Origin of the sequence: Mesorhizobium sp. B3-1-7, from assembly GCF_006439385.1 — a bacterium.
Lineage (GTDB): Bacteria > Pseudomonadota > Alphaproteobacteria > Rhizobiales > Rhizobiaceae > Mesorhizobium.
Map to the genome: position 1 here is coordinate 37,518 of NZ_VFTL01000042.1, position 22,269 is coordinate 59,786.

Annotated in this window: 25 protein-coding genes; 16 read left to right on the plus strand and 9 right to left on the minus strand. The window is 64.2% G+C overall.

From position 1 onward, the window contains the following. The first annotated feature begins 12 nt into the window (after nt 1-12). Nucleotides 13-369 carry a RidA family protein gene (locus tag FJ417_RS28065; RefSeq protein WP_140785687.1) on the plus strand — a complete coding sequence of 119 codons (357 nt, stop codon included), beginning with the start codon at nt 13-15 and terminating at the stop codon, nt 367-369. Nucleotides 370-407: 38 nt separating this feature from the next. Here FJ417_RS28065 and FJ417_RS28070 read toward each other — a convergent pair whose 3' ends face one another. The 4 genes from FJ417_RS28070 to FJ417_RS28085 form a co-directional block, all read right to left on the minus strand. Then, a complete protein-coding gene (locus tag FJ417_RS28070) occupies nt 408-1,724 on the minus strand; it encodes an HlyD family type I secretion periplasmic adaptor subunit (RefSeq protein ID WP_140785688.1) in 1,317 nt (438 codons plus the stop codon). 3 nt (nt 1,725-1,727) lie between these two features. Beyond that, entirely contained in the window at nt 1,728-3,449 is a 1,722-nt protein-coding gene (locus FJ417_RS28075; RefSeq protein ID WP_140785689.1) for a type I secretion system permease/ATPase, read from the minus strand. 51 nt (nt 3,450-3,500) lie between these two features. Continuing rightward, entirely contained in the window at nt 3,501-4,970 is a 1,470-nt protein-coding gene (locus FJ417_RS28080; RefSeq protein ID WP_140652245.1) for a family 16 glycosylhydrolase, read from the minus strand. Nucleotides 4,971-5,292: 322 nt separating this feature from the next. After that, entirely contained in the window at nt 5,293-6,084 is a 792-nt protein-coding gene (locus FJ417_RS28085) for a pyrroline-5-carboxylate reductase dimerization domain-containing protein (protein ID WP_140785690.1), read from the minus strand. A gap of 195 nt (nt 6,085-6,279) precedes the next feature. Here FJ417_RS28085 and FJ417_RS28090 point away from each other — a divergent pair, with 195 nt between their 5' ends. From FJ417_RS28090 to FJ417_RS28100, 3 genes are all read left to right on the plus strand, one after another. After that, on the plus strand, nt 6,280-6,723 hold the full coding sequence (locus FJ417_RS28090; protein WP_140785691.1) for an SRPBCC family protein: 444 nt from the start codon (nt 6,280-6,282) through the stop codon (nt 6,721-6,723). An 87-nt stretch (nt 6,724-6,810) separates the two neighbouring features. Beyond that, a complete protein-coding gene (locus FJ417_RS28095) occupies nt 6,811-7,050 on the plus strand; it encodes a hypothetical protein (protein ID WP_140644868.1) in 240 nt (79 codons plus the stop codon). Nucleotides 7,051-7,116: 66 nt separating this feature from the next. Continuing rightward, nucleotides 7,117-7,347 carry a hypothetical protein gene (locus FJ417_RS28100; RefSeq protein ID WP_140644867.1) on the plus strand — a complete coding sequence of 77 codons (231 nt, stop codon included), beginning with the start codon at nt 7,117-7,119 and terminating at the stop codon, nt 7,345-7,347. A gap of 47 nt (nt 7,348-7,394) precedes the next feature. Here the strand turns inward: FJ417_RS28100 and FJ417_RS28105 are convergent, their stop codons facing one another. Together FJ417_RS28105 and FJ417_RS28110 are read right to left on the minus strand one after the other, a co-directional pair. Further along, complete coding sequence (locus FJ417_RS28105) at nt 7,395-8,099, minus strand: SDR family oxidoreductase (RefSeq protein ID WP_140644866.1); 705 nt, start codon at nt 8,097-8,099, stop codon at nt 7,395-7,397. Between the two features lie 175 nt (nt 8,100-8,274). Beyond that, nucleotides 8,275-9,174: an SMP-30/gluconolactonase/LRE family protein gene (locus FJ417_RS28110; RefSeq protein ID WP_140785692.1), complete on the minus strand. Its 900-nt coding sequence runs from the start codon at nt 9,172-9,174 to the stop codon at nt 8,275-8,277. A gap of 107 nt (nt 9,175-9,281) precedes the next feature. On the opposite strand from FJ417_RS28110, the gene FJ417_RS28115 reads away from it, so the two are divergent. From FJ417_RS28115 to FJ417_RS28145, 7 genes are all read left to right on the plus strand, one after another. Then, complete coding sequence (locus FJ417_RS28115; RefSeq protein WP_140785693.1) at nt 9,282-10,001, plus strand: FadR/GntR family transcriptional regulator; 720 nt, start codon at nt 9,282-9,284, stop codon at nt 9,999-10,001. After that, entirely contained in the window at nt 10,001-11,203 is a 1,203-nt protein-coding gene (locus FJ417_RS28120; protein WP_140785694.1) for a mandelate racemase/muconate lactonizing enzyme family protein, read from the plus strand. Before FJ417_RS28115 ends, FJ417_RS28120 begins: the two co-directional genes overlap by 1 nt. A gap of 23 nt (nt 11,204-11,226) precedes the next feature. Beyond that, nucleotides 11,227-12,204: a sugar ABC transporter substrate-binding protein gene (locus FJ417_RS28125; protein WP_140785695.1), complete on the plus strand. Its 978-nt coding sequence runs from the start codon at nt 11,227-11,229 to the stop codon at nt 12,202-12,204. A gap of 78 nt (nt 12,205-12,282) precedes the next feature. Then, nucleotides 12,283-13,260: an ABC transporter permease gene (locus tag FJ417_RS28130; protein WP_140785696.1), complete on the plus strand. Its 978-nt coding sequence runs from the start codon at nt 12,283-12,285 to the stop codon at nt 13,258-13,260. A 3-nt stretch (nt 13,261-13,263) separates the two neighbouring features. Next, complete coding sequence (locus FJ417_RS28135; protein WP_140644860.1) at nt 13,264-13,995, plus strand: ATP-binding cassette domain-containing protein; 732 nt, start codon at nt 13,264-13,266, stop codon at nt 13,993-13,995. A gap of 10 nt (nt 13,996-14,005) precedes the next feature. Further along, complete coding sequence (locus tag FJ417_RS28140; RefSeq protein ID WP_140785697.1) at nt 14,006-14,761, plus strand: SDR family oxidoreductase; 756 nt, start codon at nt 14,006-14,008, stop codon at nt 14,759-14,761. Between the two features lie 8 nt (nt 14,762-14,769). Next, complete coding sequence (locus FJ417_RS28145) at nt 14,770-15,660, plus strand: aldose 1-epimerase (protein WP_140785698.1); 891 nt, start codon at nt 14,770-14,772, stop codon at nt 15,658-15,660. Here FJ417_RS28145 and dinB read toward each other — a convergent pair. After that, nucleotides 15,632-16,891, minus strand: coding sequence for a DNA polymerase IV (gene dinB / locus FJ417_RS28150; RefSeq protein WP_140785699.1), 1,260 nt, complete (start codon nt 16,889-16,891; stop codon nt 15,632-15,634). The two genes, FJ417_RS28145 and dinB, sit on opposite strands and share 29 nt — an antisense overlap. A gap of 275 nt (nt 16,892-17,166) precedes the next feature. Then, nucleotides 17,167-17,547, minus strand: coding sequence for a cupin domain-containing protein (locus FJ417_RS28155; RefSeq protein WP_140644857.1), 381 nt, complete (start codon nt 17,545-17,547; stop codon nt 17,167-17,169). A 274-nt stretch (nt 17,548-17,821) separates the two neighbouring features. Between FJ417_RS28155 and FJ417_RS28160 the strand changes: the two genes are divergently transcribed. Further along, on the plus strand, nt 17,822-18,169 hold the full coding sequence (locus tag FJ417_RS28160; protein WP_246680667.1) for a hypothetical protein: 348 nt from the start codon (nt 17,822-17,824) through the stop codon (nt 18,167-18,169). A 29-nt stretch (nt 18,170-18,198) separates the two neighbouring features. After that, nucleotides 18,199-18,435 (plus strand): hypothetical protein, encoded by a 237-nt coding sequence (locus FJ417_RS28165; RefSeq protein WP_140644856.1) that lies wholly within the window; start codon nt 18,199-18,201, stop codon nt 18,433-18,435. Between the two features lie 81 nt (nt 18,436-18,516). Here the strand turns inward: FJ417_RS28165 and FJ417_RS28170 are convergent, their stop codons facing one another. Beyond that, nucleotides 18,517-19,734, minus strand: a complete 1,218-nt coding sequence (locus tag FJ417_RS28170; RefSeq protein WP_140785700.1) for a TadE/TadG family type IV pilus assembly protein — start codon at nt 19,732-19,734, stop codon at nt 18,517-18,519. 280 nt (nt 19,735-20,014) lie between these two features. Here FJ417_RS28170 and FJ417_RS28175 point away from each other — a divergent pair, with 280 nt between their 5' ends. Genes FJ417_RS28175 through FJ417_RS28185 form a run of 3 tightly spaced genes read left to right on the plus strand, consistent with a single transcriptional unit; the run spans nt 20,015 to nt 22,111 of the window. After that, entirely contained in the window at nt 20,015-21,265 is a 1,251-nt protein-coding gene (locus FJ417_RS28175; protein WP_140645010.1) for a pilus assembly protein TadG-related protein, read from the plus strand. A gap of 5 nt (nt 21,266-21,270) precedes the next feature. Then, nucleotides 21,271-21,711, plus strand: a complete 441-nt coding sequence (locus FJ417_RS28180) for a TadE/TadG family type IV pilus assembly protein (RefSeq protein WP_140785701.1) — start codon at nt 21,271-21,273, stop codon at nt 21,709-21,711. After that, complete coding sequence (locus FJ417_RS28185; RefSeq protein ID WP_140644853.1) at nt 21,701-22,111, plus strand: TadE/TadG family type IV pilus assembly protein; 411 nt, start codon at nt 21,701-21,703, stop codon at nt 22,109-22,111. Before FJ417_RS28180 ends, FJ417_RS28185 begins: the two co-directional genes overlap by 11 nt. Nucleotides 22,112-22,269: the final 158 nt, after the last annotated feature.

Genomic DNA, 22,269 nt, shown 5'->3' on the forward strand with positions numbered 1-22,269 from the left:
CGCAGGCCCACGATGGCGAAGATTGAAAGATACCAGAAGAACGAGAAGCTCAGCCGGATCGTCGTCCACAACGGAACGATCTATCTTTCGGGCCTGACCGCCGATGACAAGGAAGCCGACACGACCGGCCAGACCAGGCAGATACTGAGAAAGGCCGATGCGCTTCTGAATAGCGTCGGCGCGGATCGATCGCGGCTGCTGTTCGCGCAGATATGGTTGAAGGACGTCGAGGATTTCGATGCGATGAACAAGGCCTGGGTCGACTGGCTCGACGGCGCCGAGCCACCGGCCCGTGCCACGGTCGGAGCAAGCTTCGCGCTGCCCGAAATACTTGTCGAAATCCAGCTTACCGCGGCAAGCAGAGGATAGCGCTGCGAAGCGGCGTGCGAACCTGCGAAAAGCCGCCGCTACCTTTCCCTGAATGCCCTTGCGAACGAGTCCATCATCGGGCGTACCAGATACTCGAAGAAGGTCCGGTTGCCGGTGCTGATGAAGGTGTCGACCGGGGTGCCGGGATAAAGCTGTTCTCTCTTGATGTCCTGGGGCAGGGCATCGGTGATCTTCAACCTGGCGCGGAAATAGGGTTCGTGAGTAGCCTCGTCGATCAGCCGGTCGGCGGAAATCTCGCTCACCGTGGCCGGGACTTCCGGCGTCAGGCGGGCGTTGAGCGCGGAGAGCCTGAGCTTCGCCTGTTGGCCGACATGCACCTGGTCGATGTCCTTCGGCCGCAGCCTGGCATCCACCACAAGGCCGGATGACGTGGGCAGGATCTCCATGATCTTTTCGCCGGGCGACACCACGCTGCCTTGCGAATTGTAGGTCGACGACACCACGATGCCCGCCGCCGGCGCGGTGATCGTCGTGCGCTGCAGCACCGCTTGCGCCGCGCGCATCCGCTCCTCGATGTCGGCGAGATTGGTGCGCACATCGTCGAGCTTGGTCAGCGCTTCCTCGACGCGCTGCGTGGTCGCGCGCTCGGTCTGCGCCTGCGCCTCCACGATCTGCGTGTTGGCCGAGGCGAGGTCCGCCTCCAGCGCGCCGGCCTGGCCGACCAGGTCGGCCTCCGAGCGCAGCAGCTGCGAATATTCGCTGCGGTTGGTGAGGCCCTTATCGAGAAGGTCGGTCTTGATGCCGAGCTCCTTCTTCACTACTTCGGCCTGTTGCTCGATGGCGAGTTTCTGCGCGTTCAAGCCCTTGACCGACTCGCGGTGCATGGCGACGCGCTGCGCCAGGATCGATTGCTCCGAGCGGAACCGTGCAAGCCTGGCGTCGAACTCCTTCTGCTGTTCGCGGATGAGGTTTTCGAATTCCGGCTGGAACGGCGCTGGCGCGGGCTCGGCGATCGGCGCCAGCCTGGCGAGGCCGTCGCGCTCGGCCTCCAGCCGCGCGGCACTGGCCTTCAGCGCGATCCACTGCCTTGTCAGGCGGTTGAGATCGGCTTCCGCGGCGGTCCGGTCGAGCAGGATGAGGTTCTGGCCTTCCCGCACGCGGTCGCCTTCATGCACCAGCAACTGCCTGATGATGCCGCCGTCGCGATGCTGGATCAGGATGTTGCCGCCCGTCGCCGCGATCGTGCCTTGCGTGATCACCGCGCCGGCCAGCGGCGCTTTGGCCGCCCAATAGCCGAAGCCGCCGACCATCAACGCGATTGCCGCATAGCCGGCGAAGGCCGCGCGCCGGAAGTCGGTGCGCGGGCGGCCGTCGAAGGTGAGGCTCTGCGTCATCGTTCAGGACCCATAGCGGATGCTCTGCGAGGCGCGGATGGTCGGTGCGAACGATCCAGTCACCACTGTGCTCTGCCGCGTGCCCTTGCCCGGCTGGCGCAGCACCTCCGCGCTCGGCCCGAACGCCTCAATGACGCCGCCGCGCAGAACCATCACGCGGTTGCAGGCCGCGGCGATGGAAGGACGATGCGTGATCACGATCGTGGTGACGCCGGCGGCGCGCGCGGCGGCAAGCACTGCCTCGAGTGCCGTCTCGCCGGCGCCATCGAGATGCGTGCTCGGCTCGTCCAGCACCAGGATGCGCGGGTTGCCGTAGAAGGCGCGCGCGAGCCCGATCCGCTGCCGCTCGCCGCCGGACAGCGTCCCGGCGATCACCGTCTGGTAGCCGTCGCGCAGCGAAAGGATCAGCTCATGCGCCTCGGCGCGTTTTGCCGCCTCGACGATTGCCGCGTCGTCCGCGTCCGCGTCGAAGCGGGCGATGTTTTCGCGGACCGAGCCGGGGAAAAGCTCCACTTCCTGCGCCAGATAGCCGATATGCCGGCCGAGCTGGTTTTCGTCCCAGGTCCTGAGTTCCGCGCCGTCGATCCTGACCGAGCCGCCGCTCGGCTGGGCTGCCCCGACAAGCAGCCGCGCCAGTGTCGACTTGCCGGCGCCGCTCGGGCCGATGATCGCCACCGCCTCGCCGGGCTTGATCGCAAAGCTCAACCGCTTGAGGATCGGCTCGGCGCCGAACGTGGCATTCGGCGCGATGAAGAAAAGATCCTGGGCAGAGATCGCGCCGGTCGGGTCGGGCAAGACGAGCTTGCGCGCCTCTGCCGGCTGCGCCGAAAGGGCGCCCTCGAGCCGCGTCCAGGCGCGCCGCGCCTCGACGAGCTGCCGCCAGGAACCGATCAACTGGTCGAGCGGCTGCAGCGCGCGCGACGACACCAGCGAGGAGGCGAAGATCATGCCGGCCGTCATCTGGCCCTTGAGCACCAGCCATGCGCCGGTGCCGAGGATCGCCAGCTGCAGCATCATGCGCAGTGCCCGCGAAGCGCCGCTGAAGATGGCGTTGGCGCTGGCCGAACGGTCATGCAGGACAAGCGCCTCCGCCACATGGCGTCCCCATGCGCGCGCGGCGTTTTCCACCATGCCCATGGCGCGCAGCGTCTCGGCGTTGCGGGCAAAGGCCTGCTCGGCGCGGCTGGCCAAGGCCGAACGCTCCGCCGAGAGCGCATCGTTCCTGCCGATGGCGAACTGGTTGGCGAAGACCAGCACGACGAGCAGCGCCGCGCCGCCGAGCGTCACCCAGAACAACAGCGGATGGATCAGGTAGAGCAGCGCCAGGAAGACCGGCGCGAAGGGCAGGTCGAACAGCACCGCCACGCCGCGCGAGCGGATGAAGGCGCAGACCGAGGCGAGGTCGGTGAGCGGCGACGGCGCGTTCCTGCCGCCGAGCGAAGCGGCGAACATTCTTGCGCCAAGCCTGTCATTGACCGTCGCGGCCACACGTTGCGTGTAGACTGCGCGGATGGCGTCGAGGAAGCCGAGGAAGCCGAGCGCCGCGATCGCGATGACCGACAGATAGACAAGCGTCTCGAGGCTGGAGGAGGGCAGGACGCGGTCATAGATTTGGAGCAGGTAAAGCGGGATCACCAGCAGCAGCAGGTTGATGAGCAGCGAGAACAGCCCGACATCGGCGATGGCGCGACGTAAGACTGGCCGCAATCCCGACTGTCCCGTCATTCCCGCACTCCCTCTCCAACCCGGATCACGGGCAGTCGCCTAACGTCCGAATCAGGCCGAATGCTCGCTTGCCGTGCCGAGATGCTGCTGCGTGCTGCTTGCGGTGTGGCTGGTCAGCGCCGCCGCCTGGCTTGGCAAGTCGTTCAGCGTATAGGCCCTGATATAGTCGATCTTCATCTCGGCCGGTGTGGCGAGATGGTCCGGCGGCGCGCCGGCCTGGCCGCCGATCGCAAGGTCGACCAGCATGTACATCGGCTTGTTCATGTCCGACGGCGTCGCCGCTTCGGCGACCTGCACGCCGTCATAGGTCCAGACCAGCTTGTCCGGCGTCCACAGCAGGCCATAGGTGTGGAAGCCGGCGGTGTCCATGGCGTTCACCGTGGATCCGACAGTCGTGTGCTGGCCCGTCTGGTTGGTATGCGCGGTCATCAGCAGCGAATTCGGGTTCTGGCCATACTTTTCGATCACGTCGAGCTCCGGCGGCCAGGAGCCGTCCTCCGGCAGCAGCCAGAAGGCTGGCCAGGCGCCGGCATTTTCCGGCAGGTCGGCCTTCATTTCGAAATAGCCATAGGTCTGCGAGAACGAGTCATGCGTGGTCAGGATGCCGGAGGTGTATTCGTAATTGTTGATCAGCGGCTTGATGTCGGCCGGCGCCTGCGCGGCGGTGATGGAGAGCACGCCGTTCTGCACGCTGAACGGATGCACCGAGCTGGTCGGGCCGTAATTGGCGTCGATGTACCATTGCAGTTCGCCATTGCGGGTGAGCGTGCTGCCGTTCGCCGCGCCCCACCAGAAGTTGGTGTCCCAGGTGCCGCCCTGGCTGTTGTGAAGATTCAGCGTGTTGAACTCGTCGCTGAAGGACAGCGTCATGCCGGACTTGTCGATCGGCAGCTCGAACTGGTTGGGCTGCAGCTTGTCGATCGTCATGTTCTTGAATTCGAGAATCTCGCCCGATCCGAGATTCAGCATCACATTGGGTCCCGCCTGGATCAGGTTCTCGTGGATGGCGGCGAACGACGTGAATCCGTAGCCATCGAGGCGCACGGTATCGTTCGACGCGAAATTGACGATCGAATCGCTCCCGTTGCCCTTCGCGATGATGAAAGTGTCGGCGCCGCCGCCGCCATCGATCAGGACATCATTGCCCGCGCCGCCGTCCAGGGTCTGGCCGCCCGCCGTGGCGGTGATGATGTTATCCAGCGCGTTGCCGAAGGCGTAGTTGTGGGCGTTGGTGACGACGAGGTTTTCGACATTGTCCGGCAGCATGTAGCTCATCCATGTGTTGATCGTGTCGACGCCCTGCCCAGGGTTCTCGAACACCTTGTTGCTCGCCGAATAGAGGTAATAGATGTCGTCGCCGGAGCCGCCATACATGGTGACGTTGACACCGCTGGCGCCCCAGATGGAGTCGTTGCCGGAGGTGCCATACAAGGCAGGTCCGGACGAGGCCGCCGAAAGCCAATGGTTGGAAGCGCCGCTATAGTAAAGAGGAACGCCTACCGCGTTGACGACGAAGCTCATCGGAGAATCCTTCCGCGCTGCCCCGCCCGGAGGTTCATTGCAGGTTCAAACGACCACTTCGAACCAATTTGCAACGTGGACTATGGTTCCCGAAAACAAGCAATTAGTACAGAGAAAATTGCCAGCATTTTTATCGATATTTTGTGAAGATAGAATAAGTGGTATCTAATACAATCATGGCGTGAGTTATTCTCAATTTACTTAATTTTGCAAGATTTTCTGCTAAAAGATTGTGCAGACAGCTGCGAATGGATGCGTTTGTCGCAGCGGAGCCACAGGTGGTGGCCAATCGAGTCTTGGCCTTTAGGATTGGAGCGTCCGCTCACGTCTCGCCCATCGCGATCGACTTCCTGAACGCCGCCTCGAGCCCCTTGGCGACGGCATCGTCGAACCCGGCTTCGCGCATCGTCTCGATCGCGGTGGCGGTGGTGCCGCGATAGCCGAGAAAGACTTCCACCGTGTCGGCGGGCGCGGCGTCCTTCATCTCGAGCAGTCGGCCGGCGCCGGTCAGCACCGTGTTGACGGCGCGCTGCGCGACTTCGGGCTTCAGGCCAAACGCGACAGCGTGGCGCATCATGGCGTCGGCCAAAAGGGCAGGGAAGGCCGGGCCGGATCCGGTCAGGCCGGTGAGATAGTCGATGTCGCGCTCGCTGCCGACCTCGTCCTGGCTGCCGCAGGCGAAAAATATCGCGCGCACGATGGCGCGGTCCTCGCTGGTGGCATCGCTGCTGGCGATCCAAGGCGTGTAGGATTTCGCGACCTCGGCCGCGGCGTTGGGCAATGTGCGCACTACCCGGCGCGTGCCATGCTTCGCACCGATCTCGGCAAGGCGGATGCCGGCCATCACCGAAATCACCAGTTTGCCCTTGGCGTCGATGGCGAGCGAGGGCCAGTCCTGCGGCCGTACCGAAAGCATGATGATGTCGCAGCGGTCGGCAAGCGCCTGGTTGTCGTCGGTCCAGAACGCGCCGGCAAAACGATCCGGCTTGGCGCTCCGATAGGAGAGGGCAAGGTCCTGTGCGCGAACGATGCCGGCCTGAAGCGCAGCATCCGCGATGGCGCTGCCCAGCCAGCCCGCGCCGCCGACGATACCGAGTCTGATCGAAGCGTTCATGTCTGCTCCCCTCCATTGGAAGGCGCACGGTAGCCGCCCGACTCTAGATCAAAAGATAGAGCATGATGTCATCCGAAAAACCGCTTCACACGTTTCGGCACTATGCTCTAGTCAAAAAATTTGACAGCCTTTGTCGGATCGGCTGGGGGCCGCCCGTCCTTGGGGCATCGATCAACAAAGCAAGGATACCGAGATATGCCGAGCACCATCCACCTGCATCGCGTCCTGGCGACCAAGCCGGAAAAGGTCTACCGCGCATTCATCGAGGCCGATGCGCTGGCCAAGTGGCTGCCGCCGAACGGCTTCACCTGCACGGTCCACGAGTTCGAGGGCAAGGTGGGCGGCAGCTACAAGATGTCCTTCCGCAACTTCACCACCGGCGACAGCCACGCCTTCGGCGGCGAATTCGTCGAGCTCGTTCCGGGCGAGCGCCTGCGCTACACCGACCGCTTCGACGATCCCAACCTGCCGGGCCGGATCGAAGTGACCGTGACCTTGAAGAAAGTGTCGGTCGGCACCGAGATCAACATCACCCAGGCCGGCATCCCGGACGCCATCCCCGCCGAGGCCTGCTATCTCGGCTGGCAGGAATCGCTGCGCAACCTGGCCAAGCTCGTCGAGCCCGAGATCAACCAGTAAAGTTGTGGTGGGCGGCGGCCGGTGCAACGGCCGCCGCCTTACCCAAGGTAAGTAAAATTTCACCAAGCGCTGTTAAAAGCCGCTTCCATGGATCGCAACAAGAACAACGACCTGTTTGTCCTGATGGCCGCGCTCGCCGCCATCGCGATCTACAACATCGCCTGCGGCATCAGGACAGGCGAAGTCCGCGGCAAGTTGCATTGGGTCGCCCTCGCGGACGATCCGACTCGATTCTGGAACATCGTGGTCGGCAATTCGATTGTCCTGGTGGCGTCGATAGCCTTCCTGTGCGTTCTGTGCGTGCTAAAATCCCGTAAGCTCGGATGATCCGAGGCGACATACCTTTCACACGACGATAAGCAAAATTTCATCGGGCGCGGCTAAACGTGCTCCATGGACCGCAACAAGCACGACGCCGTCTTTGTCCTGGTGGCGGCACTCGCCGCCTTCGCCATCTATAACCTTGCCTACGGCCTCAAGACCGGCGAAATCCGGGGCAGGCTCAGCTGGATTTCGTGTGTGGACGACCCGGCGCGTTTTTGGAGCAACGTTTTCGGCAATGTCGCCGCTGTCGTTGCCTTGTTGGGCTTTCTCTGGCTGTTGCATCTTCGCCGTCGCAAATGACGTTGTGCCCGGCAATAATACCGGGCGCCGGCCGCTGCGGCGTGGACTTACAGCGCCCTTGTGATGCCGCCGTCGACGCGGATGTTCTGCCCGGTGATGTAGGCGGCCCCATCGGAAGCCAGGAACGAGATCGTCGCGGCGATCTCTTCAGACGTGCCGTAGCGCTTCATCGGCACGCTGTCGCGACGCTCATTGGTCGTCGGCAGGCTGTCGATCCAGCCGGGCAGCACATTGTTCATGCGGATGTTGTCGGCGGCATAGGTGTCGGCGAAGATCTTGGTGTAGACGGCAAGCCCGGCGCGCGCCACGGCCGAGGTCGGGAACATCGCGCTCGGTTCGAATGTCCAGGCGGTCGAGATGTTGATGATGACGCCTGACTTCTGCTTCTGCATCACCGGCGTCACCAGCCGGGTCGGGCGCACGGCGTTGAGGAAATAAGTGTCGATGCCCTTGTGCCAGTCCTCGTCGCTGATCTCGATGATCTCCGCGCGCGGTCCGTGGCCGGCGCTGTTGACCAACACGTCGATGCGGCCCCAGCGTTCCAGCGCGCCGTCGGCAAGGCGCTTCAGGTCTTCGTTCGACTGGTTGGAGCCGGTGACGCCGAAGCCGCCGAGTTCCTTGCCCAGCGCCTCGCCCTTGCCGGAGGAGGAGAGCACGCCGACCTTGAAACCGTCCGCCGCCAGCCGCTTGGCCGCCGCAGCCCCCATGCCGCTGCCCCCCGCCGTCACCAGAGCTACTTTTTCTACTGCCATGTCCTGATCCATCCTGGGTGTTTAGGTTGAAAGCGATCCTGTTAGCATGCGGAGCGCGGGGGATGAACCGGATTGGATTGCGCCAAGGCGTCCGCGATTGGCGGTTCGCGCGCTGGCTCACACCCCAAAGGCGCTCATCGCCATCTTCGACGGCCACGCGCCGGCCGATGCGAGATTATCCGAAGCGGTTGGCCGCAACGCCGCGCACGCCGGGCTTGAGCGCGAACAGGCCGCCCTCGGAGGGATTGGCGGCAAGCTGCTCCGCGCTCATCGTGAAACGCGCGGAGGTCACGAACAGCGTGTCGAGACCCGCGCCGCCGAAGGCGCAGCTCGTCGGCCAGCTGCAGGGCAGTTCGACGATCCGGTCCAGCCTGCCGTCGGGCGTGATGCGGGCGAGGCAGCTCCCGCCGACCACCCGGCAGTTCCAGACATAACCGTCGGCATCGAGACAGGATCCGTCCGGCAGGCCGCGCTCGAAACCGGTGAAGAAGGGCAGGCGTTCGCCGAGCCGGCCGGCCTTCTCGTCCCACTCATAGCTGTAGAGCGCGTTCTTCGTCGTGTCGGCGGTGACGAAGCGGCCGTCCGGCAGCCACGCCATGGTGTTGGTGATGCCGAAGCGGTCCTCGCTGAGCGACGCCGCCTTGCCGTTGGAACCGACCCGGTAGAGCCGGCCCTCATCGCTTGCGATGGCCAAGGGCGCGTCGTCCGGTCCGATATTGTTGGCCATCGTGCCGACCCAGAACGAGCCGTCCGGCGCCACCACGCCTTCGTTCAGTCTTGTGCCCGGCCGGTCGGCCTCGATCGTCGCCAGCGTCCCGAACGGCCCGCCGAAATCCCACAGCGCAATCGCCTTGCGCAACCCGACGACGGCGCCGCCATCGGCGCGCAGGCCGACCGAGGTGACGAGATCGTCCGTCGGCCAGTTCTCATGCGCTCCGGTCGACGGGTTCAGCCGATGGATCCGGCGGCCGATGATATCGACCCAGACCAGCCTGCCGCAGCGGTCATCCCACACCAGGCTCTCGCCGACCACGTCGCGCGCGTCGAAGATCAGGCCGGCTTCCGTTTCGTGCATGAGGCTTCTCCAGGGGCAGGGTTCCAGAAATCGGCTTGACATATAGCTTTTGCATGAAATATGAGCAATTGAATAACAACCTGTCATACAGGTTTTGAGGGAGCGGCATGCAGGAGCAGACAGATCCACCGGGCGAACCGAATCCCGGACTGGTCAGCACGGCGATCCAGGCGATCTCCCAGCACATCCGCTCGCAAGGCCTGGCGCCGGGCGATCCGCTGCCCAGCGAAGCCGCCATGACGCGCCAGCTCAACGTCTCCCGCACCGTCGTGCGCGAGGCTTTCCGCTCGCTGTCGGCGATGCGCCTGATCGACATGAGCGCTGGGCGCCGCGCCACCGTCGCCAAGCTCGATACCGGCGCCATGTCGATGGTCATCGAGCACGGCATCACCACCCAGCAGATAAGCGTCCAGCAGGTCTATGACGTCAGGCGCACCATCGAGATGCGCACGGTTGCGCTTGCCGCACTGCGCCGTACCGACCAGGAGGCCGAGGCGATCGCCCGGTCGGCCCGGCTGATGCGCGAGAATTTCACGAACCCGGAGACCGTCATGGAACATGACATCGCCTTCCACGAGGCGATCGCGGCGGCCTCGCACAACCCGGTCTTTTCGCTGATCGTCACCGCATTCAGCGGTGTCACGCGCCGCACCTGGGTGATAGGCTGGCGGACCCGCTCGTCCGGCGAGGCCCAGCTCAAGATGATCAAGGGCCATGAGGACATCGCCGACGCCATCCTCAAGGGCGATCCACGGCTGGCGGCCGAGCACATGGCCGAGCATTTCGACAAGAGCGTCAAGGCGCTGCTCGACGCGGGGATTGCCTGATGAAGATCCGCGCCATCGAAACCGTCCGCATCGAGGAGCGGCCCAATTTGCTCTGGGTCGAGGTTCACACCGACGAGGGCATCACCGGGCTCGGCGAGACCTTCTTCCTGTCGCGCACCGTCGAGGAATATCTGCACGAATATGTCGCGCCGCGTGTGATCGGCCGCGACCCGTTGCAAATCGACCTCCTGGCCGCCGACCTCGTCGGCTATCTCGGCTTCCGCTCCAGCGGCGCCGAAGTGCGCGGCAACTCGGCCTTCGACATCGCGCTGTGGGATATTTTCGGCAAAGCCACCGGCCAGCCGGTCGCGCAACTGCTCGGCGGCTTCAGCCGCCGTTCGATCCGCACCTACAACACCTGCGCCGGCACCGAATACATCAAGGACGCCAAGGGCCAGACGACGGCCAATTACGGTATCGGCGCCGGGCGCGACTATGACGACCTCAACGCCTTCCTCACCCGCGCCGGCGACCTGGCCGGGGAACTGCTGGAGGACGGCATCACCGCCATGAAGATATGGCCGTTCGACCACGCCGCGGAAAAGACGCGTGGCAACGACATTTCCGCCGCCGACCTGAAGGCGGCACTGGAACCGTTTGAAAAGATTCGCAAAGCCGTCGGCGACAAGATGGACATCATGGTCGAGTTCCACTCCATGTGGCAGCTCCTGCCGGCCATCAGGATCGCGGAAGCGCTGAAACCCTACGCCACCTACTGGCACGAGGATCCGATCCGCATGGACAGCCTCGGCGACCTCAGGCGCTACGCCGCGGCAAGCCCGGCGCCGATCTCGGCCTCGGAGACGCTGGGCAGCCGCTGGGCTTTTCGCGACCTGTTGGAGACGGGAGCGGCCGGCATCGTCATGCTCGACATCTCCTGGTGCGGCGGCCTGTCGGAAGCGCGCAAGATCGCCTCGATGGCCGAGGCCTGGCGGCTGCCGGTGGCGCCGCATGACTGCACCGGTCCAGTCGTGCTCACCGCCTCGACGCATCTTTCGCTCAACGCGCCCAATGCGCTCGTCCAGGAAAGCGTGCGCGCTTTCTACCGCACCTGGTACCGCGATCTGGTCACCGCGCTGCCGGAAGTGAAGGACGGCATGATCACCGTGCCGCCCGGGCCGGGGCTGGGGTTGGCGCTCAGTCCGGACCTCGGCCGCGTCTACACCGTCCATCGTCGCGTCAGCGACGGGACAAACATTTGAAAAATCCAAAGGGAGGAACAGACATGAAGAAACTCACCGCAATGCTATTGCTCGGCGTCGCCCTGATCGGCGGCCAGACCGTGGCCCGCGCCGACGGGCTCAACATCATCTTCACCCACCATTCGTCGGCCTCGAACACGTTCTGGCAGGCGGTGAAGAAGGGTTTCGACGATGCCTGCGCCAAGGTCGAAGCGAACTGCAACATGGTCTTCACCCAGACCGAGGGCTCGGTCGAGCAGCAGGTCGCGAACATGCGCGCCGCGCTTGCCGCCAAGCCCGACGCGCTTTTGACCTCCATTGTCGACGACCACGCCTTGGACGACGTCATCAAGGAGGCGCGCGACGCGGGCGTGCTGGTGATCGCCGTCAATGTCGACGACACCGAGGGCGCAAAGGGCAATACCCGGCAGGCCTTCGTCGGCCAGGGTTTCAAGCCGGCCGGCTATTCGCTCGCCAAGGCAATTTCCGAGAGCTTCCCGAAGGACGGCCCGATCAAGGTGCTGGTCGGCATTTCGGCGCCCGGCCAGAACTGGTCGGAAAGCCGCGGCGCCGGCATCATGCAGTTCCTCGATGAGTACAAGGCCGCGCATAAAGACCGTGACGTGTCGTGGGAGCGCATCGACAGTGGCACCGATCTCGCCATCACCTCCGATCGCGTCGGCGCCTATCTGAACGCCCATTCCGACACCACGGCCTATTTCGACACCGGCTTCTGGTGCGCCGGCGTGGCGCGCGTGCTGGCCGATCGTGGCGTGGCGCCCGGCAAGGTGCTGCTCGGCGGCTTCGACCTCGTTCCGGAAGTGCTGCAGCAGATGCAGAAGGGCTATGTCCAGGCGCTGGTCGACCAGCAGCCCTACATGCAGGGCTTCATGCCGGTGATGGAGGCCTATCTGAACAAGAAGATCGGCCTTGCTCCGTCGGATATCGACACCGGCCAGGGTATCGTGCGGCCGAAGGAAGCCGACAGCATCATGGCGCTGTCCGCCCAGGGACTGAGATAAGCTCCCCAACAGCGAGACCCGCGTCGGCGGCGCCAGCCGTCGCCGATGCGTCTTAATCCCGAACCCCGGAGCCTTTCGTTGAAGCGCCTGTTCAAGACCTATCTCGAAAAACCGGAGCTGGCCGGGCTGATCCTTCTGGTGCTGCTCATCGTCCTGTTCCAGGTGCGCTCGCACGGCGTGTTTCTGAACGCCGACAATCTGCGCGGCATACTCGGCATCCTGCCGGAGGCCGGCCTCGTCGCCATCGGCGTCACCATCCTGATGATCAGCGGCGAGTTCGACCTCTCGGTCGGGTCGGTGTTCGCGCTGATGCCGATGTCGATGGCGGTGCTGATGGTGCATGGCTGGCCGTTCCCGCTGGCGCTGCTCGCCGGACTGGCGGTCGCGGCGGCGATCGGCTTCATCAACGGCTATATCACCATCCGCTTCGCCATCCCCAGCTTCATCACCACGCTCGGCATGCTGTTCATGGCGCGCTCGCTCACGGTCGTGGTCTCCGGCGGTTTCCCGCCGCTCTTGCCCGCCGACCTGCCCAACTGGCTGTTCACCTCCTTCGTCGGGCCGGGCAACATGTTCCGCATGTCCTTCCTGTGGTTCGTGGCGGTCGCGGTGCTGACCTCGCTGATGCTGTCGCGCACCAATTTCGGCAACTGGATCAAGGCCACCGGCGGCTTCCTGCCGGCCGCCGCCTCGATGGGCATCCCGACCGCCAGGGTTAAGATCGTCTGCTTCATGCTGTGCTCGGTGCTTTCCGGCTTCGCCGGCATGCTGCAGGTGCTGCGGCTGGGCTCGCCGCTGCCATCGATCGGCGAGGGGATGGAGCTGCAGGCGGTCGCCGCCGCGGTCATCGGCGGCGCCTCGCTCACCGGCGGCATCGGCACCGTGATGGGCGGCATCATCGGCACGACGCTGATCCGCGTCATCGACAACGGGCTCGTGCTCAGCCACGTCGACGCCAACTGGTTCAAGTTCGCCATCGGCTTCCTCACCATCTTCGCCGTCGTCGCCAATGCCTGGATGCGAAAACGCGCTAAGGCGATCAAGATGGAGGGCTGAGCCGTGGGCGACGCGATCATCTCGGTGCGCGACCTGCACAAATGGTATTCCGGCGTGCATGCGCTGAAGGGCGTCTCGCTCGACTTCAAGCGCGGCGAGGCGCTCGGCCTTGTCGGCGACAACGGCGCCGGCAAGTCCACGCTGATCAACATCCTGTCCGGCGTCCACCGTGCCGACCAGGGCGAAATCCAGGTCGAGGGCAGGGCGGTCAGCATCGCCACGCCGCGCGACGCCATGGATCTCGGCATCGAGACCATCTACCAGTACAACTCCATGGTCCCCACCATGTCGATCGCCAGGAACCTGTTCATCGGCCGCGAGCCGACCCGCTTCTCGATCCTCGGCGTCGGCATCCTCGACCAGAAGAAGATGGCAGAGGAAAGCATCCGCGCCATCGCCAATGTCGATCTGCATTTGCGCTCGCCCGAGGCGCTGGTCGGTGAGCTCTCCGGCGGCCAGCGCCAGGGCGTCGCCATCGCGCGCGCCATGCATTTCAAGTCGAAGGTGATGATCCTCGACGAGCCGACCAACCATCTCTCGGTCAAGGAGACAAACAAGGTGATCGGCTTCGTGCGCGGCCTGAAGGAGCAGGGGGTGACAGGCGTCTTCATCAGCCACAACATGCATCACGTCTTCGACTGCTGCGACCGCATCGTGGCTATGGCGCGCGGCGAGGTGGTGCTGGACAAGCGTATCGAGGATACCTCGATCGACGAAGTCCATTCCGTGCTGTGAGGAATAGGCGATGAAGGCGCTCGTTGGTCGTAAGGTGCTTCTGACGGGCGGGCTGGGCTCGCTCGGCCGGGCCCAGGCGGTGGCACTGGCGCGAGCCGGCGCGCGCGTGCTGTTGCTCGACCGCCCTGATGCCACGGGCGCGGGGGAGATAGTCGCCGGGTTGGCCGGCGAGGCCGCAGGCGACATTGCCTTCATAGGCTGCGATCTCAACCGGCTGGCCGAGGCGGAAGCGGCGGTTGCCGCGCTTGCGGCGAAGGAAGGCGGCATCGACATCCTGATCAACAACGCGGCGCTGATCATCAACCGGCCGTTCGAGGAATTCTCGCTCGCCGAGTATGAGGACCAGATCCGCGTCAACTCTTCGGCCGCCTTCGCGCTGGCGCGGGCCTGCGCTCCAGGCATGAAGGCCAAGGGTCACGGCAAGATCGTCAACTTCTGCTCGATCACGCTCAACGGCCGCTGGGACGGCTACGTGCCCTATGTCGCGTCGAAAGGCGCCATGCTCGGCCTCACCAAATCGCTGGCGCGCGAGCTTGGGCCGCATGGCATCAGGGTGAATGCCGTATCGCCGGGCGCGGTGGTCTCGGAGGCGGAAGAGCGCGTCTTCGGCGATCGGCTGAAGGAATACAATGACTGGATTCTCGCGAACCAGAGCCTGAAGAAGCGCATCGAGCCGGGCAACGTCGCCGATCTCGTGCTGTTCCTCGTCTCGCCTGCCTCCGACATGATCAGCGGCCAGAACATCGCCGTCGACGGCGGCTGGTGAGGGCTGGCATGGTTGAGCTTCGCGATGGCCGCGCGCGGCTCGTGCTCGCGCCCGACAAGGGTGGCGCGATCGCCCGTTATGATGCGCTTGTCGGCAGTGCGCGGGTTCCGCTTTTGCGGGCAGGGGACGGCGCCGGCGCGTCCGGTTGCCAACTCCTCGTGCCGTGGTCGAACCGCATCTCCGGCGGCGGCTTCACCTTCGACGGCCGCTTCCATGCCATCAGGCCGAATGTGCCCGGTGAAGCCTTTCCGATCCACGGCGACGGTTTCCAGAAGCCCTGGCGGCTTGCCCGCCATACCGACACCGAAGCCGAGCTGATGCTCGATGACGGCGCGATCGGTCCTTACCGCTACGCGGCCTCCGTTGTGTACTCGCTACACGACGGCGCTCTCGAGGCCCACCTTACGGTGGAGAACCGTGCCGGCATGCGCTTGCCCTATGGCCTCGGTTTCCATCCCTGGTTTCCGCGCGGCGCCAGGACCACGCTGAAGGCGAAGGCAGGGCGGGTTTGGCTGGAGGATGAGCGCCATTTGCCAACGGGCGTCGCGCCGCTTGCTGAGCATCCGTGGTGGGATTTCTCGCGGCTCTCGCTTTTGCCGGCGGGTTGGGTAAACAACGCCTTTGTCGGCTGGGATCGTCGCGCTACCATCGTCCAGCCGGCGCAGGGGATTGTGCTTGAGCTGGCAGCCTCGCCGGAGCTGGACGTGTTCATCCTCTATTCCCCGTCGCATGATGCCGGCTTCTTCTGCTTCGAGCCGGTGTCGCACCCGGTCGATGCGCATCATGGCCAGGGGCTGACGGTGCTCGATGATGGGGCGACGATGAGTGTGACGATGCGGCTGGATTGGGTGGAGCTGGGCGCAGGCCCCTTTACAACTCCTTCTCCGCCAGTTCCCTGAACCCGTCCGGCACCGAGCGCGCGCCTTCCAGCGCCACCGTGCCGTAGCCGACGGCCTCCTTGCCGAAGCGCTGCCGGATCTTGTCGATGGCGCGGTCTGCGCCGAAGCGCGCGAGACCTTTTCGGCTGCCGGGCTTGAGCTTCTCGTCCGCCAGGCCGAGCGGCAATTCGAGCTGCAGCTCGGTATGCTCCTCCAGATGCGAGACCGAGATGGCGAGCAGCGAGATGTCGCGCTCACCCGGATGGGCGGCCAGCACGCCGCGCACCAGCTCCTCGGCGATCTCGGCCAGCATCGCGGTCGCGTGGATCGGCTGCTCGAGCGTAATCGAGCGGCTCACCGCGCGCATGTCGGCGAAGCGCACGCGCACCGTGACCGTGCGCCCCGGCCGGTCCTTGGCGCGCAAGCGGCTGGCGACGCGGTCGGCCAGATGGAGCAGCGTCGGCACGAAGACGCGCGGCAGCGCCGGCTTCCTGCCCAGCGCCGATTGCGCGCCGGCCGAATGCGCGCGCCGATGCGTCTCGAGCTTGCGCGGGTCGCGGTTCCAGGCAAGCGCGGCAAGCTTCTGGCCGGCGGCATGGCCGATCAGCCGCTCCAGCGCCCCGCTATGCGTGCGCGCCAATTGCCCGATCGTCTCGACGCCGATTTCCGCGAGCCTGGCCTTGGTCGCGGGGCCGACGCCCCACATCAGCGTGACGGGCAAATCGTGCAGGAAGGCGAGCTCGGTGCCGGGCTCGACCACCACCAATCCGTCTGGCTTGGCGACCTGCGAGGCGATCTTGGCGAGATGTTTTGTCCGCGCCACGCCGATCGAGATCGGCAGGCCGAGCTCGGCCTTCACCCGCGCGCGGATTTTTCGCGCGATCTCTTGCGGAGGGCCAAACAGATGCGTGCAGCCGGCGACGTCGGCAAAGGCCTCGTCGATCGAGATGCGTTCGACCACCGGCGTGAAATCGTCGAGCACCTTGATCGCCGCATCGCCGAGACGCTGGTATTCGGAAAAATGGCCGCCGACGAAAATGAGCTGCGGGCAGAGCTCGCGCGCCTTGCGGCCGGACATGCCGCCGCGCACGCCGAAGACCTTGGCCTCATAGGAAGCCGCCAGCACCACGCCGCCGCCGACGGCGATCGGCTTGCCGCGCAATGACGGATCGAGCAACTGCTCGACGGAGGCGTAGAAGGCATCGAGATCGGCATGCAGGATGGTGGCGGCAGCGGCGTCCTTAGCGAGCATCCTGCGCTCCCGTCTGCAGTGCCCGCTTTGCCGCGGTGCAGTATTAGATTTCTCTGTTGGAAAAGGCTGATTTAGGGAACATAAAGAGAACAAAAGCAGTCTAGTGTCAAGGCCCCTATGAGCCTGCTTTCTGTGTCTTCATACAAATGAATGAGCCTGCCTCATTCATTCGAATGAGGCGGCGATCGCACCTGCGAACGGGATCAAGGTGACGTCGCCTTGATCCCGCAGCTTGGCTGGTGCAGCTTCATAGCCGCCCATCGGCTGGATCCGGCCTATGCTGGTTTGGCGTATTGCTCGGCGCTCAGCACCTCGATGCACTGGAAGGGCTGATTGCCTTCCACCCAGGCGTCATGGCCCGGCGGGATGGTATAGGACGTGCCGGCCTCGAAGGTCTTTTGCGTGCCATCGGTCATGCGCACGGTGATCGATCCGGACACGACGTAGCCGACATGCGAGACCTGGCAGCTGTCGGTCTTGACCACCGGCTTGACGCATTCGGACCATTTCCAGCCCGGCTGCATGTTCATTCGCGCCAGGGAATAACCGGGCAGCCGGACGATTTCGACGCGCGTCTTGGCGGGCGCGCGGACCTCGTCGGGAGTGTTGTGCGATTTGGATTCGAGTTTTGTCACCTGCATTGCAGCTTCGGCCATGGCATCCTCCCTTGTAAAAGCGGAGCCCGACGTTGCGATCGTCGGCGACCGCTATCCCATTCATTCATACGCCTTATCATAAGGTATTGCTAATGTAATAAGGGCCGCGGCTGGCTAAAGGCCGCGCTTCGGGCAACGGTCCCGGGTCATGTTCGGACCGAAGTCTCACCCGCCGAACGCAGAGGCCCGAGGCGCCGATTTCCGGGAAACAACAACGGCCCCATTTCATTGGCTAGCAAGCCGCCGGACAAAGTCCCTTCATCGGCGGTTGACGATGGGTGCCCGCCATTCCTGCGATATGGCGGGCATTCCTTTCGCCCTGGAAACTCTCTTGGAGTTGCTGGCCGTGCAACCCGGCAACGTGATCGCGAACCTGTTTGCCGCGCTGCTTTTGGCGGGATTGATCGGCGGCGTCTTCCTCCTCTTCGGCAGGCCGCTCTGGCCACAACGCCATGCCCAGATGGTGGTCCTTCTTCCGATCGACACGATGGCCACCAGATCGGTGCGCAAGGCCTGTGCCGAGCCATGCCTACCTACTCGCTTCGATCTCAAGCTTGCGCCCGTCAGGCCATCCGCCGAACGCAGGCGAGGGAACCAGTCCGCGCCTCGTACCGTTGATTGAGCGAAGGGATGGCGCAGGCGGAGGCCGCCATGCATAATTTCGAACTCATCGATCTTTTGTGCGTCATCGACGCATGTGCGAGCGACCTGTCTGCCGGGCGCCTGGTGCCGATGTCGAAGGCCGTCGAGGAATTTCGCGTCCTGACCGGCGATTTCGTCTCGTCGGATGCGGATGCGGCCAACGCCTTGACGCAGGTCGCGCTCGAGCGCGGCTGCGCGGTGCTCTTCGACGAGCAGGCGGGCGCGGATATCATAGGCGAGTTGTGATCTTCCCTAGAAGCAATTCCAGGAAAGGCGCGAGCGGTTTTCCGTCCGGAATTGCGTTCAAAGGGATGACGAGATTGGCGTTCATTTCGCCAGGGTGATCATCCGTCCCGCATACATAGCGCGGTTCCCAAGCTCGGCCGTGCAATCCGATTTAACGGCGGAGCTCCCCGTCATTGCGACAGTGTCGCCGACCAGCCGCAGGCAACTGCCCTCGGCGTTCATGTCCGAATTTCCGGCATAGGTGATGGCAGCGTCCGGGGCGTAGATGAAACCGCTCACCACCGAGCCGGATCCGCCGTTCAGCGTCAGCGCCTGGGTGTTGCCGCGCGCCTGGTAGATTGTGATGCCGGCGTAGGGGCCGCTGGCCGGCGGCGACAGGTTCACCTGCTCGTTGGCGTTGATGATGAGCTGCGAGTTCTCCATCAGGAAGATCGTCACGCCCTGGCCGCTCAGGCTGCCGTTGCCGCCTGGCTTTATGGTGACGTTGCGCATGATGTAGGTGCCCGGATTGAGGGTAATATTTCCCGACAGCGTCTTGTCGCAGTAGGTACCCGGCGAAAGCGTTATTGTCTTGCCGTTCGGCACGGGCAGGCAGAGCGTGTAGGGAGGCGGAACGACGTCGGCCAGCGGATCGAACGAGGCATACTGGTTTTCCTGCGGCGCGCCGCAGGAAAGGGTGGCGCTGGGCGGCGTCAACCCTTGCGTGCCGCCGACTGTCGAGACGCAGCCAGCGCTGACGATCGCCGAGCCACCCCGGCTGACGGCGTCGGCGGCGTCCGAATTGGCCGCGATCACGCAACCGCTCATCGCCACATTGGTGGAGCCCTGCAGGCTGACCGCACCGTCGGCATTCTGATCGAGCGCGAGCACGCAGGCCTGCGCGCCGGGCTTGATCTTGACCGAGGCGGAGCGCGTCGCCGGCCAGGCCGGCATGCCGGGGACGAAGGCCGGTCGGCTTATGCTCGACGACACCGAAATGAAGTAGGCGCTCGGATCGCCGCTGGCCCCGGCCTGGAAGGCGGCGACGCTGCCCGCATATTCCTGCGCGTCGGCGGTGCTCATATTGGCCGCGAAGAAGGTCTGGCCGAGTTGCTGCACATCGCTCGCCGACATGCTCGCCTGGTATTTCGTACCGATTGCAAGGTCGGCCGCGTCAAGCGAATTCTGCAACTGCGCGGCGTCGTCGCTGGTGCCGATCAAGTTGATGGACCCTGCCAGGGCAAGCATCAGCGGCACCATGGCCACCGCGGTCGCGACCGCGAAGTTGCCGCGCCTCGAAGCCCAGAAACGTGCAAACATGGAAGTCCGCCCTCGTCGTATATGCGAAAGTGATAGGCACGCTGTCTCTACGGGCGATTTCCAAAAAAGATAAAATGCGGAAAGTGCTAAAATATATGGTTTTACTAATGGTTACATCTTAAGTCTGAGCGTTTCTGGGCCTTAAGTCTTAGTGTGCGCGGCGCAAGGCGGGGTGGCGGCCCGATGCAGTCCTAACAGCGCAAGTCGAGCGAAATAATTAGGCATTCGTTCATATGATAATGATGACGTAACGGCTGGGATAGCTTGGGTGCGCTCGGCCATGGCCTTTTCAGGTCGGTTCATCAGAAATCTTTTTTCTGGACTGGTCTCTCGACGCTTTTGCGAAGGCAAGGGCGGCAATGTCGCGACCATCTTCGCGCTGACCCTGCCGGTCGTCATCGGCGGCGCCGGGCTCGGCGTCGAGACCTCCTATTGGTACTATTCGAGCCTGAAGCTGCAGGCGATCGCCGACGCGGCCGCCTATGCCGGCGCGTTGGAAAAGATCGCGGGGTCCGACACCGCCACCATCACCGCCGCCGCCACGACATCGGCCGCCTCGAACGGGCTGGGCGGCGGCACCATCGTCGTCAACACCCCGCCGGCGTCCGGGCCGAACACGGCCAAGAAGGCGGTCGAGGTGATCCTCAACCAGAACCTCGACCGCATGTTCACCTCCATCTTCACGCAGACGAAGGTGCCGGAGCAGGCGAGGGCGGTGGCACTGATCACCGATGCCTCCAAAGCTTGCGACATAGCTCTCAGTCTCACGGCTTCGCAGGCGTTGCTCTTCTCCGGCAACACCAACGCGAAGAAAATCGGCTGCGTTGACATGGCGAATTCGAACGCCTCCGACGCAATCAAGATCCAGGGCTCGGCGGCTGTCCAGACCGACTGTCTGATCACCGTCGGCGGCATGGTGCTGAACAATCCGCCAACGATGGTTTGCAAGTCTCCGATCACCCAAGCCCTGCCAGCGGCCGACCCGTTCGCCAGCTTGCCGGCTCCCGCGACCTCAAACCCATGCCAGAAGATCAACGGCAACAAGACGACGCAAACGATCCAGCCCGGGACCTACTGCAGCGGCATGAACCTCAACGGCAATATCACGCTTTCCCCCGGTGTCTACGTCGTCCAGGGCGACTTGAAGATCAATGCGGGTGCCGTCATCCAAGGCAGCGACGTCACGATCTTCATGGCCGGCAGCAACACCGTCAGCATGAACGGCAACGCCACCGTGACGCTGGCCGCCCCGACCACGGGCACCTATTCCGGCGTGCTGTTCTACGGCGACCGGACAGGGACGGCGGCGCAAAGCACTTTCAACGGCAACGCGACTTCGCTTTTGACCGGCGCAATCTATTTTCCCAGGCAGCAGGTCAATTACCTTGGCAATTTCTCGGGTAAGAACGGCTGCACCCAGGTTGTTGCCGACACCATTCAGTGGTCGGGCAACTCGACCATCAACCAGGACTGCTCGAGCCTCGGGATGAAGGACATCCCGGCCACCCAGTCGGTTGCGGTGGTCGAGTAGCGGCCATGCGGCTACGGGCAATCCGCTTCGGCAGGGACCGCGCCGGCATCGCCGCGGTGGAGCTCGCGCTGGTGATGCCGGTGCTGTGCGCCGCTCTTCTGGGCGTCTTGGACGGCTGGTCCTACGTCACCAGCTCGCTGGCGATGCGGGCAGGGGTGAAGACGGCCGCCAACCTTGTCATGGCAGGCGGCACCGACGACAGCGCCACCCAGGCCGCGGCGCTGGCGAGCTGGGAACACAAACCGGACGATGCGGCGATCACGGTGAGCCGTGCCTACAAATGCGGAACGACCGTGGTCACCTCGACCACCATCTGCAGCGGGCCGAAAGTGCCTTCGGTCTTCGTCCAGATCCAGGCGTCGGGCACCTGGAAGCCGCCTTTCATCTTCGGCGTCTTCCCGCGCGACACGTCGATCGGTCATCTGCAGGTGGTCCGTGTCCGCTAAGCAAAGGCGTCAAGCATTTGTCGGCGACATCTCGGGTGGCGCCGGTCTCGAGTTCGCGCTGGTTGCGCCCTTCCTCATCATGCTGCTGTTCGGCATCTTCGCCTTTGGCTGGTCGATGAACAACATCTCCAGCGTGCGCTATGCGCTTGAAGCCTCCGCGCGCTCCCTGCAGCTCAACAACACGCTGACGCAGGCCGACATACAGGCGGTCGCGACGCAGAAACTGCAGGCGCTGGGCCTGCAGAACGTGAACGTCACCATCACCACCGACCCGGCGAGCGGCGGCTTCCGCATGGCGCACGTCAACGCCAGCTACGCCTTCGTCATCAGCTTTCCCTATTTCAGCGATTATCCGATCAGCTATACCACCTCGGTGACCGTGCCGCTGGTCGGCGGCTAGAAGGTCGATCGCCGCCCAGTATCAAGCTGGAACATTAGCGATCTCTAAATCGTGTAAGTTTCGCGCCAGCCCGGAGTGCTAAACTAGGCGGTGGTGACGATTTAACTATTTGAGCCAGATGGCGATAGCGGCGAGTTTGACGAAGCCCATGAAGTTGG

Excerpts from the sequence above, each read along its gene's own strand:
- FJ417_RS28065 (WP_140785687.1), top strand. The coding sequence starts at position 13 with ATGGCGAAGATTGAAAGATACCAGAAGAACGAGAAGCTCAGCCGGATC.
- FJ417_RS28070 (WP_140785688.1), bottom strand. The coding sequence starts at position 1,724 with ATGACGCAGAGCCTCACCTTCGACGGCCGCCCGCGCACCGACTTCCGG.
- FJ417_RS28075 (WP_140785689.1), bottom strand. The coding sequence starts at position 3,449 with ATGACGGGACAGTCGGGATTGCGGCCAGTCTTACGTCGCGCCATCGCC.
- FJ417_RS28080 (WP_140652245.1), bottom strand. The coding sequence starts at position 4,970 with ATGAGCTTCGTCGTCAACGCGGTAGGCGTTCCTCTTTACTATAGCGGC.
- FJ417_RS28085 (WP_140785690.1), bottom strand. The coding sequence starts at position 6,084 with ATGAACGCTTCGATCAGACTCGGTATCGTCGGCGGCGCGGGCTGGCTG.
- FJ417_RS28090 (WP_140785691.1), top strand. The coding sequence starts at position 6,280 with ATGCCGAGCACCATCCACCTGCATCGCGTCCTGGCGACCAAGCCGGAA.
- FJ417_RS28095 (WP_140644868.1), top strand. The coding sequence starts at position 6,811 with ATGGATCGCAACAAGAACAACGACCTGTTTGTCCTGATGGCCGCGCTC.
- FJ417_RS28100 (WP_140644867.1), top strand. The coding sequence starts at position 7,117 with ATGGACCGCAACAAGCACGACGCCGTCTTTGTCCTGGTGGCGGCACTC.
- FJ417_RS28105 (WP_140644866.1), bottom strand. The coding sequence starts at position 8,099 with ATGGCAGTAGAAAAAGTAGCTCTGGTGACGGCGGGGGGCAGCGGCATG.
- FJ417_RS28110 (WP_140785692.1), bottom strand. The coding sequence starts at position 9,174 with ATGCACGAAACGGAAGCCGGCCTGATCTTCGACGCGCGCGACGTGGTC.
- FJ417_RS28115 (WP_140785693.1), top strand. The coding sequence starts at position 9,282 with ATGCAGGAGCAGACAGATCCACCGGGCGAACCGAATCCCGGACTGGTC.
- FJ417_RS28120 (WP_140785694.1), top strand. The coding sequence starts at position 10,001 with ATGAAGATCCGCGCCATCGAAACCGTCCGCATCGAGGAGCGGCCCAAT.
- FJ417_RS28125 (WP_140785695.1), top strand. The coding sequence starts at position 11,227 with ATGAAGAAACTCACCGCAATGCTATTGCTCGGCGTCGCCCTGATCGGC.
- FJ417_RS28140 (WP_140785697.1), top strand. The coding sequence starts at position 14,006 with ATGAAGGCGCTCGTTGGTCGTAAGGTGCTTCTGACGGGCGGGCTGGGC.
- FJ417_RS28145 (WP_140785698.1), top strand. The coding sequence starts at position 14,770 with ATGGTTGAGCTTCGCGATGGCCGCGCGCGGCTCGTGCTCGCGCCCGAC.
- dinB (WP_140785699.1), bottom strand. The coding sequence starts at position 16,891 with ATGCTCGCTAAGGACGCCGCTGCCGCCACCATCCTGCATGCCGATCTC.
- FJ417_RS28155 (WP_140644857.1), bottom strand. The coding sequence starts at position 17,547 with ATGGCCGAAGCTGCAATGCAGGTGACAAAACTCGAATCCAAATCGCAC.
- FJ417_RS28160 (WP_246680667.1), top strand. The coding sequence starts at position 17,822 with ATGGGTGCCCGCCATTCCTGCGATATGGCGGGCATTCCTTTCGCCCTG.
- FJ417_RS28165 (WP_140644856.1), top strand. The coding sequence starts at position 18,199 with ATGCATAATTTCGAACTCATCGATCTTTTGTGCGTCATCGACGCATGT.
- FJ417_RS28170 (WP_140785700.1), bottom strand. The coding sequence starts at position 19,734 with ATGTTTGCACGTTTCTGGGCTTCGAGGCGCGGCAACTTCGCGGTCGCG.
- FJ417_RS28175 (WP_140645010.1), top strand. The coding sequence starts at position 20,015 with ATGGCCTTTTCAGGTCGGTTCATCAGAAATCTTTTTTCTGGACTGGTC.
- FJ417_RS28180 (WP_140785701.1), top strand. The coding sequence starts at position 21,271 with ATGCGGCTACGGGCAATCCGCTTCGGCAGGGACCGCGCCGGCATCGCC.